The 14,764-nt window shown below is 46.9% G+C and carries 14 protein-coding genes; 13 read left to right on the top strand and 1 reads right to left on the bottom strand.

Translation table 11 applies throughout. The features are described 5' to 3' along the window. The first annotated feature begins 244 nt into the window (after positions 1–244). From KKC1_RS05645 to KKC1_RS16240, 13 genes are all read left to right on the top strand, one after another. A complete protein-coding gene (locus KKC1_RS05645) occupies positions 245–1,108 on the top strand; it encodes a histidinol-phosphatase HisJ family protein (RefSeq protein WP_088553517.1) in 864 nt (287 codons plus the stop codon). A gap of 101 nt (positions 1,109–1,209) precedes the next feature. Then, positions 1,210–2,328, top strand: a complete 1,119-nt coding sequence (locus tag KKC1_RS05640) for an inositol-3-phosphate synthase (protein WP_088553516.1) — start codon at positions 1,210–1,212, stop codon at positions 2,326–2,328. Continuing rightward, positions 2,325–3,683 carry an NTP transferase domain-containing protein gene (locus KKC1_RS05635; RefSeq protein WP_088553515.1) on the top strand — a complete coding sequence of 453 codons (1,359 nt, stop codon included), beginning with the start codon at positions 2,325–2,327 and terminating at the stop codon, positions 3,681–3,683. Before KKC1_RS05640 ends, KKC1_RS05635 begins: the two co-directional genes overlap by 4 nt. A 470-nt stretch (positions 3,684–4,153) precedes the next feature. After that, the gene (locus KKC1_RS05630; protein WP_088553514.1) at positions 4,154–5,326 is read left to right on the top strand and encodes a glycosyltransferase family 4 protein; all 1,173 of its coding nucleotides are present in this window, start codon (positions 4,154–4,156) and stop codon (positions 5,324–5,326) included. Positions 5,327–5,358: 32 nt separating this feature from the next. Further along, on the top strand, positions 5,359–7,557 hold the full coding sequence (locus KKC1_RS05625; protein ID WP_238134214.1) for an amylo-alpha-1,6-glucosidase: 2,199 nt from the start codon (positions 5,359–5,361) through the stop codon (positions 7,555–7,557). A 15-nt stretch (positions 7,558–7,572) separates the two neighbouring features. Further along, positions 7,573–9,096: an alpha,alpha-trehalose-phosphate synthase (UDP-forming) gene (locus tag KKC1_RS05620; protein ID WP_088553512.1), complete on the top strand. Its 1,524-nt coding sequence runs from the start codon at positions 7,573–7,575 to the stop codon at positions 9,094–9,096. Then, positions 9,093–9,911 (top strand): trehalose-phosphatase, encoded by an 819-nt coding sequence (gene otsB / locus KKC1_RS05615; protein WP_088553511.1) that lies wholly within the window; start codon positions 9,093–9,095, stop codon positions 9,909–9,911. The genes KKC1_RS05620 and otsB overlap by 4 nt, the downstream gene beginning before the upstream one ends. After that, on the top strand, positions 9,911–11,128 hold the full coding sequence (locus tag KKC1_RS05610; protein ID WP_088553510.1) for a glycosyltransferase: 1,218 nt from the start codon (positions 9,911–9,913) through the stop codon (positions 11,126–11,128). Before otsB ends, KKC1_RS05610 begins: the two co-directional genes overlap by 1 nt. Positions 11,129–11,131: 3 nt before the next feature. Next, a complete protein-coding gene (gene galU, locus KKC1_RS05605) occupies positions 11,132–12,049 on the top strand; it encodes a UTP--glucose-1-phosphate uridylyltransferase GalU (RefSeq protein ID WP_088553509.1) in 918 nt (305 codons plus the stop codon). 74 nt (positions 12,050–12,123) lie between these two features. Continuing rightward, positions 12,124–12,978: a 3-methyl-2-oxobutanoate hydroxymethyltransferase gene (gene panB, locus KKC1_RS05600; protein ID WP_088553508.1), complete on the top strand. Its 855-nt coding sequence runs from the start codon at positions 12,124–12,126 to the stop codon at positions 12,976–12,978. A 4-nt stretch (positions 12,979–12,982) separates the two neighbouring features. Further along, positions 12,983–13,924: a ketopantoate reductase family protein gene (locus KKC1_RS05595; RefSeq protein ID WP_088553507.1), complete on the top strand. Its 942-nt coding sequence runs from the start codon at positions 12,983–12,985 to the stop codon at positions 13,922–13,924. Between the two features lie 90 nt (positions 13,925–14,014). Continuing rightward, positions 14,015–14,179: a hypothetical protein gene (locus tag KKC1_RS15995; RefSeq protein ID WP_153802847.1), complete on the top strand. Its 165-nt coding sequence runs from the start codon at positions 14,015–14,017 to the stop codon at positions 14,177–14,179. A gap of 2 nt (positions 14,180–14,181) precedes the next feature. Further along, positions 14,182–14,319, top strand: coding sequence for a hypothetical protein (locus KKC1_RS16240; protein ID WP_192868100.1), 138 nt, complete (start codon positions 14,182–14,184; stop codon positions 14,317–14,319). A gap of 58 nt (positions 14,320–14,377) precedes the next feature. Here the strand turns inward: KKC1_RS16240 and KKC1_RS05590 are convergent. Further along, the coding region (locus tag KKC1_RS05590; RefSeq protein WP_305790377.1) for an ATP dependent DNA ligase at positions 14,378–14,764 on the bottom strand (387 nt) is incomplete at its 5' end.

Here is a 14,764-nt window from a genome sequence, read left to right as displayed (position 1 = left end):
TTTGTAAAATAATAATATATTAAGTGGTTACATTGGAGGATATCAGAAGTTACCCAAAAGTACTTGACAGCAACTACTATTTCGGTACTACTTGACAAAATTTTTGTCAGTAATATATAATAATTACTACTGATATCAGTTTTGGTAGATTAATTCCCAAAGAACCATAGGAAGTGATAAACTAGTTAATCTCACCAGCCGCTCAAATTTATCGGAAGATAAATTTATTGGTTGGGGGGATTAAATGAAAAATAAAGAAATTAGGATTGATCCGGGCGGCTGTGAAGCCGCCTTTCTTAGTGATTATCATGTACATACTTCTTTTTCGGCCGACTGCGAAGAAGACCTTCACGCCATATGCCTCCGAGCCGTACGTTTAGGACTTAAGGAAATCGGTGTTACGGACCATCTCAGTTTTTTCCCTGCTGATCCCAACTTTGGCCTCCTGAGCAAATCCTATTCCCGTTACGTCCAAACCTTAGAAAGTTTCCGAAAACAATTCAAAGGGAGACTTCGTATCTTAAAAGGAGTTGAAATTGACTACCACGCGGTCAAGGAGAAAGAAATTTGCCGCTTTTTAAGAGATCATCCTTTTGACTTCATACTGGTATCCGTTCATTACGTGGACGGTCTGTCTTTGATGAAAGAGGATTTCTACACAACCAGATCCCCTGCTTTGGCCGTCAGGCAATTAATAGATACTCTGGAGCGGGCGGCAGAGTTCCCCTTTTTAGATGTTATGGCTCATTTGGACTGGATTAAACGAGGGTGGAAAAAATACTGGCCGCATATACCATATTTCTCTCAGATATTGATGGACGCCGGTCTACGGAGGGTACTTCAGAAAATAATTCAACGAGGCGCTGCTTTGGAGATCAACACTTCCGGTATAAGAAGGGGATTTACCGAGCCTTTTCCCGGTAAAGCCATTCTTGCCTGCTATCGGGAGATGGGAGGGAGAAGGTGCGTTTTGGGTTCTGATGCCCATCGTCTTACTGAACTAGCCGTAGGACTTCAAGAAGGCCGGAAGTTGGCTGAAAAACTGGGTTTAGAATGTTCTTCTCCTTTGAGCGTAGGAACGATTGAATATGCGAAAGGGGGGATGTAGACTTGTAGCGATGACGTCCTATTGGTAACAGTAAGATACCTTACAAGTAACGTGCCTGCAAACCGAAGGCAAATAAAAATTATACAAAGGAGGTTGGGAACATGAGCAGTAAGCCAATAAAAATTGCCATTGCCGGAGTGGGAAACTGTGCAAGTGCGTTACTTCAGGGTATTGAGCTGTACAAATCTGAGGAGATGGCTAAAGAACCAATAGGGCTGATGCACTATGATCTCGGGGGATATAAGCCGGGCGATATTGAAGTAGTGGCAGCATTTGATATTGATGCCCGGAAAGTAGGCAAACCGCTAAGGGAAGCTATTTTTGCCCGGCCGAACTGTACGAAGATATTCTATTCCGATCTGCCTGATTACCCTGTAACCGTTCAAATGGGACCTGTAATGGATGGATATTCCGAACACATGAAAGAATATCCGGAAGACAAGTCTTTTGTCCTGGCCGATCAGGAACCGGTAGATGTGGCTAAAGTTTTGAAAGAATCGGGGGCTGAAATACTTGTCAATTACCTCCCGGTCGGTTCGGAAAATGCAGCTAGAGCCTATGCTAAGGCCTGTCTGGAAGCTGGTGTCGGTTTTATTAACGCCATGCCTGTGTTTATTGCCTCTGATCCTACCTGGGCCCGACGGTTTGAGGAAAAAGGGCTCCCCATTATCGGTGACGACGTAAAATCCCAGGTGGGAGCGACCATTACTCACCGGGTACTGACCAAGTTGTTTGAAGACCGGGGAGTAAAAATTACCAAGACATATCAACTGAATTTTGGGGGCAATACGGACTTTCTCAATATGCTCAACCGGAGTCGCCTGAAATCTAAGAAAAAGTCAAAAACCCAGGCGGTCCAATCCGAAATGAAAGAAGGGTTGGTCGATGAGAATATTCATATAGGGCCCAGCGATTATGTTCCCTGGTTGAATGATAACAAGATTTGCTTTATCCGGATGGAAGGGTTAGGCTTTGGACGGGTACCCATAGAACTGGAGTTAAGACTTTCGGTTGAAGATTCTCCCAACAGCGGAGGGGTAATTATTGATGCCATTCGCTGCATGAAGCTGGCCCTGGACCGGGGAGTAAAAGGTCCGTTGTACGCTATCTCTGCATATACCATGAAGTCACCGCCAATACAATATACTGATTCCGAGGCAAGGAAAATGGTGGAAGAGTTTATTCGCGGTGAATCCCGGTCCGAGGCGAAAACCGCATGAAAGCGTTAGTAATTGCCGCGGGAGAGGGAAGTCGATTGCGGGTAAGTGGGTATCATGGGGTTAAGCCCCTTTACCCTCTCCTGGGGTTATCGCTGATAGAACGGGTTTTGTTAACCCTCCGGGAAGCAGGAATCAGGGAAGTAGTTTTAGTGATCGGTTTTCGGGGACAGGAGATCAAGGATTACTTGGGCGACGGAAGCAGACTGGGGGTAAAAATCCAGTATATAGACAACCCCTCTTGGTCAGCAGGTAACGGCACCTCTGTATTGGCTGCGGAGAAAGTGTTACAGGGGGAACGTTCTTTCCTTCTGACCATGGCGGATCATATAGTTTCCCAGGAGGCGGTTGAGCGCCTGATTAAAGTTCGCCCCCGGGAACACGAGATTTATGTAGGGGCGGATTTTAAATTAGACCGCATCGCTGACTTGGAAGAAGCCACCAAAATTTTGGTAAGTGATGGGAAAATTACAGCTATCGGCAAAAAATTAAATGAATTTCAGGCCGTTGATTGCGGGCTATTTCATGCTACACCGGCTCTCTTTGATGCCCTAAAAGAGGCTCAAGTTCAGGGTAACAGTAGTCTTAGCGATGGAATAATGGTGATGGCGAGACAAGGCCAAGCCCTGGTGTGCGACATCGGCGATACATGGTGGATCGATGTGGATAAACCGGATGATGCCCGGCTGGCTCGTAAAGTCCTACTCATGAACCTGCCCTCCCCGCGAGATGGATTGGTAGCCCGCTACTTCAATCGAAAAATCTCCGTTGTGTTAAGTAGTTGGCTGGCCTGGACCAGGATAACTCCCAACCAGGTTTCTATATTTAACGCCGTACTATGTTTCTTATCCGCTATTTTGTTTGCTACCGGGCATTTTTTATGGGCCGGTCTGACAGCGCAAATAGCATCTATAATAGACGGCATTGACGGGGAATTGGCCCGGTTGAAATTTTTGAAATCACCTTTTGGGGAGTTGCTGGATTCTGTACTGGATCGTTACGGTGACGGTTTGATTTTGATGGGGATGACGGCAGGCGCTTATCTTAACGGTTCGCATCCCCTGGTTTTAGTTTTGGGTTCGTTGGCTCTGTTGGGCTCTCCTATGTCCATGCTGATGAAGGAAAAATTCCATACCGCTACGGGGAGAAGATATTTACCGGCCCAAGAGGGAATGTGGGTCAATCTTTTACTGGCTAACCGCGATGGACGCCTGCTGGTGGTAATGTTGTCAGGTATCATTCGCCTGCCGGTTGTGGGACTAGCTATCCTGGCGGTTACCCCCCACGTTTTGGTGTTAATCCGATTAAAGTTGATGAAAAGGCTTCTACTGAAAAATTCGGCGTCGCTGAAAGTCTAACATTTGGCTTCGCTTTTGAATGCCATCCTCCGTTACTGGAGGTCGAGATACGGTAGTTGATGTGCGATGCGCCGGCAGGGGGCGAACTCCCGCTGGCGCGAATTTTGTTTCTTTCACATCTGCAAGAAGAGGTTGAGGGCGAGGTGTTTTTTGACCTGTAAAAATCATAAAATACATCCTAAGAACCTTTTTGCAAGGTTCTTTTTTTATTTAACGGGAGATCAACCTTTGGGATTAATTCCATATTGACTTATTTGGAAAATTATGGCAAATTAATAAACGGAGAAACAATTCCCCGGAGGGCAGGCAAAATTTTAGGCGCATAAAATCGGTCATACTCAATTTTTATAAGGACCGATTTTGTTTTTTTAAATAGCGACATAAATTGGGAAGCAGTTACATACAAATTATCGTGTGCAGTTGTACTTGGCTTTAGAAACCGAAAATTGAGGTGTAAAGAGGTGTAATCAATGCGGGTAGCTATGTTGCATTGGGCTTTCCCTCCTGTCATTGGAGGAGTTGAGACTCATTTGGCCTTGCTGGGGCCGGAATTGGTAGAAAGAGGTTGGGAAGTTTTCCTTTTAACCAATTCGGTGGAAGGCATGGCTGATGATTATACCTGGAAGGGGATGGAAATCAATAGAACCCCTCTTATGGATTTAAATAGCCTTTCTTTGGTCAAAATAGAAGTAATGGCTGATAAAATCAGGGAGAAAATCTACCGTTTCATAGAGAAGGTAAAACCAGATTTGATCCATGCCCACAACATGCATTATTTCAGCCCGGTTCATGCGGAAGTTTTATTCGATATAAAGCGAAAAATGGGTATACCTTTGATACTAACGGCACATAATGTTTGGGAAGACCAGTTGTGGGATCAGATGTGCCAACTGGCCGGGGACTGGGATGCCGTTATTGCGGTAAGCCACTATATTAAAGAAGAGCTGATCAAAGCAGGTTACCCGGCGGATAGGATATTCACTATTCACCACGGCATTGACATAGACCGTTTTCGACCTCCTACCCGAGAAGAACAGGAGGAGATCCTACGGGTTAACCCGCATTTTGCAGGGAGACGAGTTATTTTTCACCCGGCGAGAATGAGTTTGGACAAAGGCTGCCATATTGGGGTGCGAGCCCTCGCGCTTATAGTGCGGGAGTTTCCTGAAGTCCTGTTGGTAATGGCTGGGACTACTAAGACGGTAGACTGGGGTAACCATCAGCCTCACCATGTACACCGGATTACAGCCATGGTCGAAGAACTGGGTTTGCAGAATAATGTGTGGGTTAAGTTTTTCCCTTGGGAAGAAATGCCTCGCATGTACCAGGCATCGGAAATTGTTATCTATCCTTCCTGTTTCCAGGAGCCGTTTGGTTTGGTTATGCTGGAGGCGCAGGCTACAGCCAGGCCCATAATTGTAAGCCGTGCCGGAGGAATGCCGGAAGTTATCAAGCATGGCGAGAACGGTTTTGTGGTAGAAATGAATGATCATGGGCAGCTGGCGGAAAATTGTTTATACCTCTTGCGAAATCCCGAGTTGGGCAGGCAGATAGGTTCCCGGGGACGGACCTTGGTGGAAAAATATTATACTAAAGAAATAATGACGGAAAAAACATCGGAAGTCTACAAGGCTGTTTGCTGACCTGAATAAGGAGATGCGCCTGCAAGGAAGGAATGAGAAAGATGTATTTGGAAAGTACCGGAAGAAGTAACGAATGGGACGTTTCTCCCAGTGAAGTTCAAGCCAGTACCGAAGTACTCAAAGACGATGAAATGTTTATTACTTCTCTTCCTAACGGTTTAATTCCTTATCAAGAGAAGGGGGAGCTGGGGCTTTACTATCGGGATACCCGTTTTCTCAACCACCTGGAGATTTTACTGGAAGATAAAGAGCCCTTATTTTTATCAGCTGAAACGAAAGACAGCCATTTTGCCAAAATAGAACTTACCAATCCGGAATTAACGGTCAATAACTCAAAAATTCCTATGCATACCATTCACTTGAGGGAACTCAGAGTAGTCAGGGATAGTTTTTTTCAAAGGTTGCGGTTGGTAAATTATAATCCATGGCCGGTTTTTCTCAAACTTACCTTCAAATTTGGAGCGGATTTTGTTGATATATTTGAAGTTAGAGGTATCTTGCGGGAAGAACGGGGAGAAAAGCTGCCTGCGAAGCTTTTGCGCAACGGAATACTTTTCTCCTACCGGGGATTAGATGGGATTACGATGGGTACAGAGGTGATTTTTTCCCCTCGGCCGAAGTTAAGCGTTCGACCTGACGGGACAGGTGTAGCCGAGTTTCGCCTTAAATTAGCACCTCAGCGGAAGGTTTATCTTTACACCCGGATCAATGCTGTCATAGAAGGCGACCCAAAGGCGCAGAGGGGGAAGGGCGATACCGGAATAGCTCCTGCTTTTCTTCGGGCGGCTAACTACCAGCTGAATAAATATCGGCGCTGGAAGGAAGAGTGTACCAAGTTTCAGACAGACAATACTTTTTTCAACTACCTTTTTGAGCGGGGAGTTACTGACCTGGGAGCCTTAAATACTGATTACCCCGAATGGGGCAGTATTTTAGTAGCAGGGATTCCCTGGTATGCCGCCCCTTTTGGTAGAGATGCCTTGATAACCGCCTGGCAGACCCTTATCGTGAACCCGGAACTGGCTAAAAGAAGCCTGCGTTTCCTGGCTCGCTTACAAGGGGAAGATAATAATGCCTGGCGGGATGAAAAACCGGGGAAAATAATGCACGAAATTCGGCGGGGTGAAATGGCCAGACGGGGAGAAGTCCCCCACACTCCCTATTACGGGTCGGTAGATTCTACTTTATGGTTTATTATTCTACTATCAGAAGTTTACCGGTGGCTTCAGGATGAAGAATTGGTGAGAGAACTGGCAGAGCCATTAAGAAAATGCCTGCTCTGGTGCCGGGAGTACGGTGATCTGGACGGAGATGGCTACATAGAGTACAGGCGGGAATCAGAAAGAGGTCTTACCAACCAGGGATGGAAAGACTCCTGGGATGCAGTAGTCAGACCTGATGGAACTCTGGCGGAGGCGCCTATTGCCCTGGTGGAGGTTCAGGCCTATTATTACCTGGCTTTACGACGTTGCGTGGAACTTTTTGAACTGCTGGGAGACAGAAAGGAAGCGATGCGATGTCAGCGTCAAGCCCGGCAGTTGAAACAAAAGTTTATCCAGGACTTCTGGATGAGTGATCGAGAGTTTTTAGCATTTGCTTTGGACGGTAAGAAGCAACCGGTGAAGACGATTGTATCCAACCCGGGGCACTGCCTTTTCACAGGAATTTTACCGGCCAACCTGGCGGATAAAGTTGCCCGCCGCCTGTTCGAAGCGGACATGTTTTCCGGATGGGGCATTCGCACTATGAGTAAATTAGAACAGGCGTATAATCCCATGAGTTATCATAATGGTTCTATTTGGCCTCACGATAATTCCATTATTGCGGCTGGGTTGCGGTGTAGCGATCAACATCAATTGCTTTTACGCCTGGCCAACAGTTTGTACGAGGCGGCTCTCTCATTTCCCTATTACCGTCTGCCGGAACTATTCTGCGGTTTTACGCGACGGGGGCAAACAGGTCCCGTTCACTACCCGACCGCCTGTGATCCCCAGGCCTGGGCGGTAGGCAGCTTGTTCTCCTTACTACACAGCCTGCTCGGAATTCGTTCCGAAAGAGGAGATGTAGTAATCTGTAAACCCCTGTTGCCTCAAGGAGTAAATGAAGTGTTAGTAAAAAATCTTCGGGTCGGCCGTGGCAAGATAGATCTGGAATTTACCCGTAAAAATGATAAAGTCTATTGTAACGTTCTTCAGTGCGAGGGAAAAGTGCGGGTGGTTTTTGAACCGTAAAGAAGGTGGTTAAAAATGTTCAAATTAGCCCCGTTGGGAAACAATAACAAAGTGATTCTGGTTTCAAACCGGGGCTCCTACATATTTAGGGAAGAAAACTCGGGGCGTAAACGGGAAAAGGCGGTTAGCGGGCTGGTTTCCGCCCTTGAACCGGTGGTCCAGAATTTCGGGGGAACCTGGCTGGCCTGGGGTGGTCGGGTGGCGGAGGGTTCGAAAGTCAAAGGAGAGATGATAGGTGTTCCCGCTAATGAGCCTCTTTACTGGTTCCAGGAGATACTTCTAACGGAAAAGGAGATAGAGAAATATTATCTGGGGTTTTCCAACAGTTGCCTGTGGCCGTTATGTCATTGCTTTTTAGAAAAGGTGGTGGTACGCAAAGATTATTGGGATAGCTACCGGAATGTCAATCAGAAATATGCTCAGGTAATAGGCGGATTTATGCGAAGTGGAGATCTGATATGGGTACATGATTTTCATTTGGCTCTGGTCCCCGAAATGGTGCGCAGGGCCCATGGAAAGGCAAATATTGCTTTTTTCTGGCATGTTCCCTTCCCGCCTCCTGAAATCTTCAGTACTCTGCCCTGGGCGGCAGATATATTACGGGGGTTGTTGGGAGCCGACTGCATAGCCTTTCACTCCGCGGACTATCGGAACAATTTTTTGCGTTGTGTAGAGAAAATTTTGCACCTTCCTGTCAATTGGGAGCTGGGAATGGTCAAAGGGGATAATCGCAATATAACTGTGAGTTTTGCCCCAATAGGTATTGATTGGAATAAATTCAGGGAAATGGCTTCCCGAGCTGAGATTCTGGCCCAAGCTTCGGAAATACGGGGCCGGGTTGAAGCCGATTTTATATTCTTAGGAGTAGACAGATTGGATTACACTAAGGGTATATTGGAAAGGCTTCTGGCTTTTGAAACTTTTTTAGAAAAATTTCCCCAGTATCGAGGACGGGTAGCGTTACTCCAGGTCGCAGTCCCCAGCCGGTCGGGGGTTAAAGCCTATGAGAACTTAAAACACCGGGTAGAAGAGGCCGTAGGGCGCATCAACGGCCGTTACAGTATAAACTGGCGCGGACCGGTACTCTACCGGTATGGGGCTTTATCCTCCAGCGAGCTGGTGGCTCACTATTTAGCTGCCGATATTGCTCTGGTAACTCCTCTCCGTGACGGTCTAAATCTGGTAGCTAAAGAATTTATAGCTGCTAAAACCGATAGAAGAGGAGTACTAGTCTTGAGTGCCTATGCCGGGGCAGCTCAACAGTTGCGGGAGGCGCTGCTGGTAAATCCTTATTATCCGGAAGAGATGGCTGATGTCTTTCGTCAAGCGGTTGAAATGCCAGTTTCTGAGCAGGTGTATAGAATGGAACTGCTGCGGAAAGTGGTTCAACAGCAAGATGTGTACTGGTGGTCTCATCAGGTACTGAAGACTTTGCCCAGCAAATGGGGAAAACTGGCCGCAACCTCTGGATTGGGAAGAGCAGTTAATATGGGGAAGGCTGTTACTGCCGGGAGTTCATCCTTGGAGGATGGGGTATGAAAGAATGCCTGGTCCGTTTGCTGTGCCGTCACCGCCACAAGAAAAAGCTGTTTCTTTTTTTGGATTATGACGGTACGTTAGTTCCTATTGCGGCTACACCGCAGATGGCGCGGCCTTCCGATCAGGTAAAACAAATACTTTACTGTCTTATTTGGCAGAAAATTCCTCTAGCTATAGTGAGCGGCAGAACTTTACAGGATTTGGAATCTATGCTGCCCTTACGGGGAATTTACCTGGCGGGTGGTCATGGGGGGGAAATACGTTTTCCCGACGGTACGGTAACCTTTTTCCGGAACCGCCGGGCAGAGAAGGAGATCGACAGGCTTTTTTCCTGGTTGGAAAGGTTGACGGAAACTCACCGGGGGTTTTTGCTGGAGCATAAAGGCACTTCTTTGGCTTTGCATTTCCGACAGGTAAGCGACGCTCGTTCTTTCCAGCTAATAAAACAGGTTAAGGATGCATGGCGTAAGGAGGTAGAAAGTTCTGAACTGGAATTACTTGAGGGGAGAAAGGTTCTTGAGTTTAGAGTAAAGTCCCTCAACAAAGGAAACGTAGTAAAACTATTATGGGCACAATGTCCTGGAACAATACCTGTCTATTTTGGTGATGACACTACCGACGAAGATGCTTTCCGTTATCTCCGGGATAGAGGCATTACCGTCCTGGTTAACCATAAGGAAAAGACTGCGCCTACGGCGGCCCGCTATCGGGTAAAAGGCCCCGAAGAGGTACTATATATTTTATCCCGGTTAGCCGGAAAGGATTTGGCAACAATAGACAAGTCCGATGCTTTCGGAGGGAAGGAGGAGCATTGATGGCACCAATGTTTTTGGAAAAATATGAAGAACTGGTGGAAACGGAAGTAATAGAAGAAATCAAAACTTTAGCCGGAGAACTTAAAGGAGTTAGTTTGCAACATATTAATTCTACCGCCGTAGGGGGTGGGGTGGCTGAGATTCTAAAAACACTGGTTCCTTTGATGGAAGAAGTTGGATTGAATGTGCAATGGACGGTAATGGAGGGCGATGAGGAGTTTTTTCAAGTAACCAAAACATTTCATAACGCGTTTCATGGACAACCGGTAAATATTACCCAGGAGATGTTTGAAATATACCGGGAAGTTAACAGGAGGAATTTCCGGCTTATCGACCCCGACGTGGATTTTGTGATAATACATGATCAACAGCCACTGGGATTGGTGCAGGCCCGGGAAGGGAATCAAGGACGATGGATTTGGTACTGCCATATTGATCCTACCGGTGTATTGGAAAAGCTCTGGAATTTTATGCGACCACTGGCTGCCAGGTTTGACGCTGCCATTTATCATTTGCCGGAATATGTAAAAGGAGTGGCCCGTCGGGAATACGTAATGCCGCCGGCTATCGACCCCCTCAGTGAAAAAAACCGACCGGTTACTGAAGAAGAAAAAAAAGCAGTTCTGAAGAAGTTGGGTATAGATGAGGATAAACCTATCATTTTACAAGTATCCCGGTTTGACCGTTTGAAAGATCCGGTAGGCGTGATTGAGGTTTATCGACTGGTAAAAAGAAACTATTCCTGCCAACTGGTTTTAGCTGGAGGAGAGGCAAGCGATGATCCGGAAGGAATTCAGGTTTTAAGGGAAGTACTGAAGACGGCGGGAGATGATCCGGACATTCACGTTCTGGCCCTAGACCCTAAAAGTGATCTGGAAATAAATGTGTTACAGCAGTCGGCAGCCGTTGTGGTCCAGAAATCCGTCCGAGAGGGGTTTGGCCTGACGGCAACCGAGGCTTTGTGGAAAGGACGACCGGTGGTAACTACCGGTGTTGGTGGTTTGGGGCGTCAGGTGATTCACGGGAAGACGGGATTGGTGACCACTACGACTGAAGATATGGCTAGCGCTGTTGAACGGCTACTGGCGGATAGGGCTTATGCGGCAATTTTAGGAGCTGCCGGGAAAGAACATGTACGCAGCAATTTTATCCTTCCCGTCTATCTCAGATCCTGGCTGCGTTTATTAAGGGATTTGCATCGACAGGGGGAGGGATAAATTGTGCGGATAAAGAAGGCGGTGATACCTGCTGCCGGGTGGGGAACCCGCTTTCTGCCGGCTACTAAGGCGCAGGCCAAAGAGATGTTTCCTATAGTAGATAAGCCCGCTATTCAGTATATTATCGAAGAAGCCAGGGCTTCCGGGATAGAAGATATAATTATCGTAACCGGCAGAAACAAAAGGAGTATAGAGGACCATTTTGACCGTAACCATGAACTGGAATTGTTTTTGAGACAGAAAGGCAGTGAAGAACTTTTCCGACTAGTAGAAGAAGTTTCGAGGATGGTAGATGTTCATTATGTGCGGCAGAAGGAGCCGAGAGGATTAGGGCATGCCGTCCTGTGTGCGCGAAAATTTATTGGAAATGAGCCTTTCGCCGTTTTGCTTGGGGATGATATAGTGGATGGCAAGGTCCCCTGCCTGAAACAACTTATGAAAGTAGCCCAAGAGGTAGAAACTAGCGTACTGGCGGTACAAGAAGTACCCAGTGCAGAAATCTCTCGTTACGGTGTAGTAGCTCCGATATTTTTGGAAGACGGTCTTTATATGGTTAAAGATCTGGTGGAAAAACCTGCTCCTGAAGAAGCTCCCTCCAACTTAGCCATAATAGGCCGCTATATTTTAACTCCGGAGATTTTCCCCATCCTTGCTCAAACACCGCCGGATAAAAGAGGGGAAATTCAATTGACCGATGCCCTACGAAAACTGCTATTAAACCAGGATATATATGCCTATTGCTTTGATGGTGACCGGTATGACGTAGGTGATAAGCTGGGGTATTTGAAGGCGGTGGTAAGGTTTGCCCTGAAAGAAGATTCTCTTGCCGGGGATTTCGGGCGGTTTTTATTGGAAACAGCGGAAGAGCTGAAAATGTCCTCTTTTAGGGAAGTGGTTGCCACGAACGAAAAGGTAGGGTAAGGTAGGGTTTTTATGGCAGGTATTAGCAGTTGAATGTCGAACTTTTGTTAAAAAAAGTTCTGGGGGAATGCACAATGCCAAAGGAGAAAGTAACCACCACCAAGTTGCGGGAAATGAAAAAAGACGGGCAGAAGTTTGCTATGGTTACTGCCTACGATTACCCTACGGCTCAACTGGTAGACCAGTCGGAGATTGAAATGATCTTGGTCGGAGACTCTCTGGGAATGGTGATGCTGGGTTATGACAGCACGGTTCCAGTTACTATGGACGAAATGATTCATCACATAAAAGCAGTAGTAAGGGGCGCGCCGCATACCTTTGTGGTCGGGGATCTGCCATTTGGCTCTTACAACGTAAGTGTGGAACAGGCAATTGAAAACTCTACTCGTATATTAAAAGAAGGCGGAGCCGACTGTGTGAAATTGGAAGGAGGCTTTCCGGTAGTCGAAACGGTGCGTGCGCTGGTTCGGGCCGGTATTCCGGTGATGGGTCATATCGGGCTAACTCCCCAGACCGCTTCCCAGGTGGGAGGATTTAAAGTGCAGGGCAAGGATGCGGATACGGCTAAACGGCTGCTGGAGGAGGCCGTTGCTCTCGAGGAGGCAGGAATTTTCAGTCTGGTTCTAGAGTGTATTCCTGCCGAGTTGGCAAAGCTGATTACGGAAAGAATTTCTGTTCCTACCATAGGTATTGGGGCTGGTGTCCATTGTGACGGGCAGGTTTTGGTGTTTCATGACATGCTGGGATTATTCCAGCGATTTGTTCCCAAGTTTGTCAAGCAGTACGCCAATTTGGGATCAATTATCAAACAGGCTCTGAATGAGTTTCATGCGGAAGTGGTTGAGGAACAGTTTCCGGAATTAAATCACAGTTTTTCCATCAGCGAAGAAGTTTTGGCTGCTATTAAGGGGACGACCGAAGGAAGGTGATGATATGAAGATAGGCATCATAGGGGCTGGAGCTATCGGTAGTCTTTTTGGGGGGCTGCTGGCGGAAAACGGGAATGACGTTTGGCTCTATAACCGGCGGAAGGAACATGTACAGGTTTTAAAGGAAAAAGGCTTGACTATTGTTTCTGCGGAAGGCCGGCGCACTATTCCGGTGAAAGCTACCACCAAACCCCAAGATATGGGCATTTTAGATTTAGCTGTCATCTTGGTAAAGTTTCCTGATACGGAAAAGGCGTTGGAGGATGTAGCGGGCAATTTGGGACGGGACACACTGGTTATGACCCTGCAAAACGGCCTGGGCAATGTGGAAAAGATAATGAAGAAAGTGGAGCGGCACAGGGTAATTGCCGGCGTTACTTCCCATGGTTCAACCCTGCTGGCGCCGGGCGAGATTTATCATGCCGGCAAGGGTCCCACTTACCTGGGTGCTTTAGAAGAGACCAGTGTATCCCGGGTACAAGAAGTTGTTGATCTTTTCAACCGCTCCGGGATAGATACTAAACTGAGCGATAATATAATTAAAATGTTGTGGAAGAAACTGGTAGCCAATGTGGGTATCAATCCTCTGACGGCCCTAACCGGACTTCCCAACGGTAAACTCTTGTTCTATCCTGAGCTGGCGGATATCATGCGGGGAGCGGTAGAGGAAACGGTCCGGGTTGCGGAGGCAAAAGGAATAGACCTTGAGCTAGAGGATCCTTTTGCATATGTGGCTTCAGTTTGCCGGGCAACTGCGGAGAACAAGTCTTCCATGTTACAGGACGTTTTAAACCGGCGTCCTACGGAAATTGATGCTATCAATGGTGCAGTTGTACGGGAAGCAGAAAAATTGTCGGAGGAGGTTCCGTTTAACCGGGTTTTAACTAATTTGGTCAAAGTCCTTGAACGTCGATATTTGGAAGGATCTTGCTCCTCTAGTATATAATAGCCTGATGGGTAAAATTTATAGATTGTTATATTTTCTGATCGGGGAAAACTAAGGGCAGAAAAAGATTTGCAGAGAGGAGTGCCCTAAGTGTCCCCAAAAGTTTCCAAGGAACAACCGCGCCTGCTTCATTCTAAAGGTGAACTGGTAGATGATGAAACGGGCAAGGAACTGGTTCGTTCGGAAAAAATCCTGCGCCATAATCCCTATAAAACGCCTCCTAATAACCTTACCACCAAGAGGAGGAACAAATAGCAATGGTGGAGAAAAGAAATGAAACGGAACCCAACCAGGAGCGACGTACACGGGTCAGATTGGAAGATATCAACAAGATCCGGGGAAAAGTCGAATGGGTTGATCCAGAAAAGGGACCGGAAAACAGAAAGCGCAAATGAGAAAGACTTCGGTGAAAAATATTTCACCGAAGTCTTTTCGTTATGGAGAGGCCACCGGTCAGTCCAGACGGCATTCTTCCGGTTTTTTATTGGTGAAACCTTTAACCACCGGTGCCCTCATTTTCAGGTTCGGTGTCCATTCGAGAAATTCCACCAGGAGGGTGAGGGTTGGTTTAACCCAGTAAGTGTTAGGTGTTTTTCTCAAGTTGCGGAAAGGGCTTTCCGGAGTTGTCTGCCTTTTCAATATTGTATCCAGGGTGCGGAGTTCCTTTTGAGTCAGCCCGGAGCTTACCTTTCCAATGTAGATAAAATCAGATCCCTGATAAGCTCCCACCAACAAAGAACTCAGGCGGTCTTGATTCAAAGCATATCCCCCTACAGCACAAAGCTGTTGGCGGAAGCATTTGATTTTCAACCATTTTCTGCTCTTCTGTCCTATTAAGTA

The sequence above is a fragment of the Calderihabitans maritimus genome (assembly GCF_002207765.1).
GTDB classification, from domain to species: Bacteria; Bacillota; KKC1; order Calderihabitantales; family Calderihabitantaceae; genus Calderihabitans; species Calderihabitans maritimus.
This window is presented reverse-complemented; position numbering and strand designations above follow the sequence as displayed.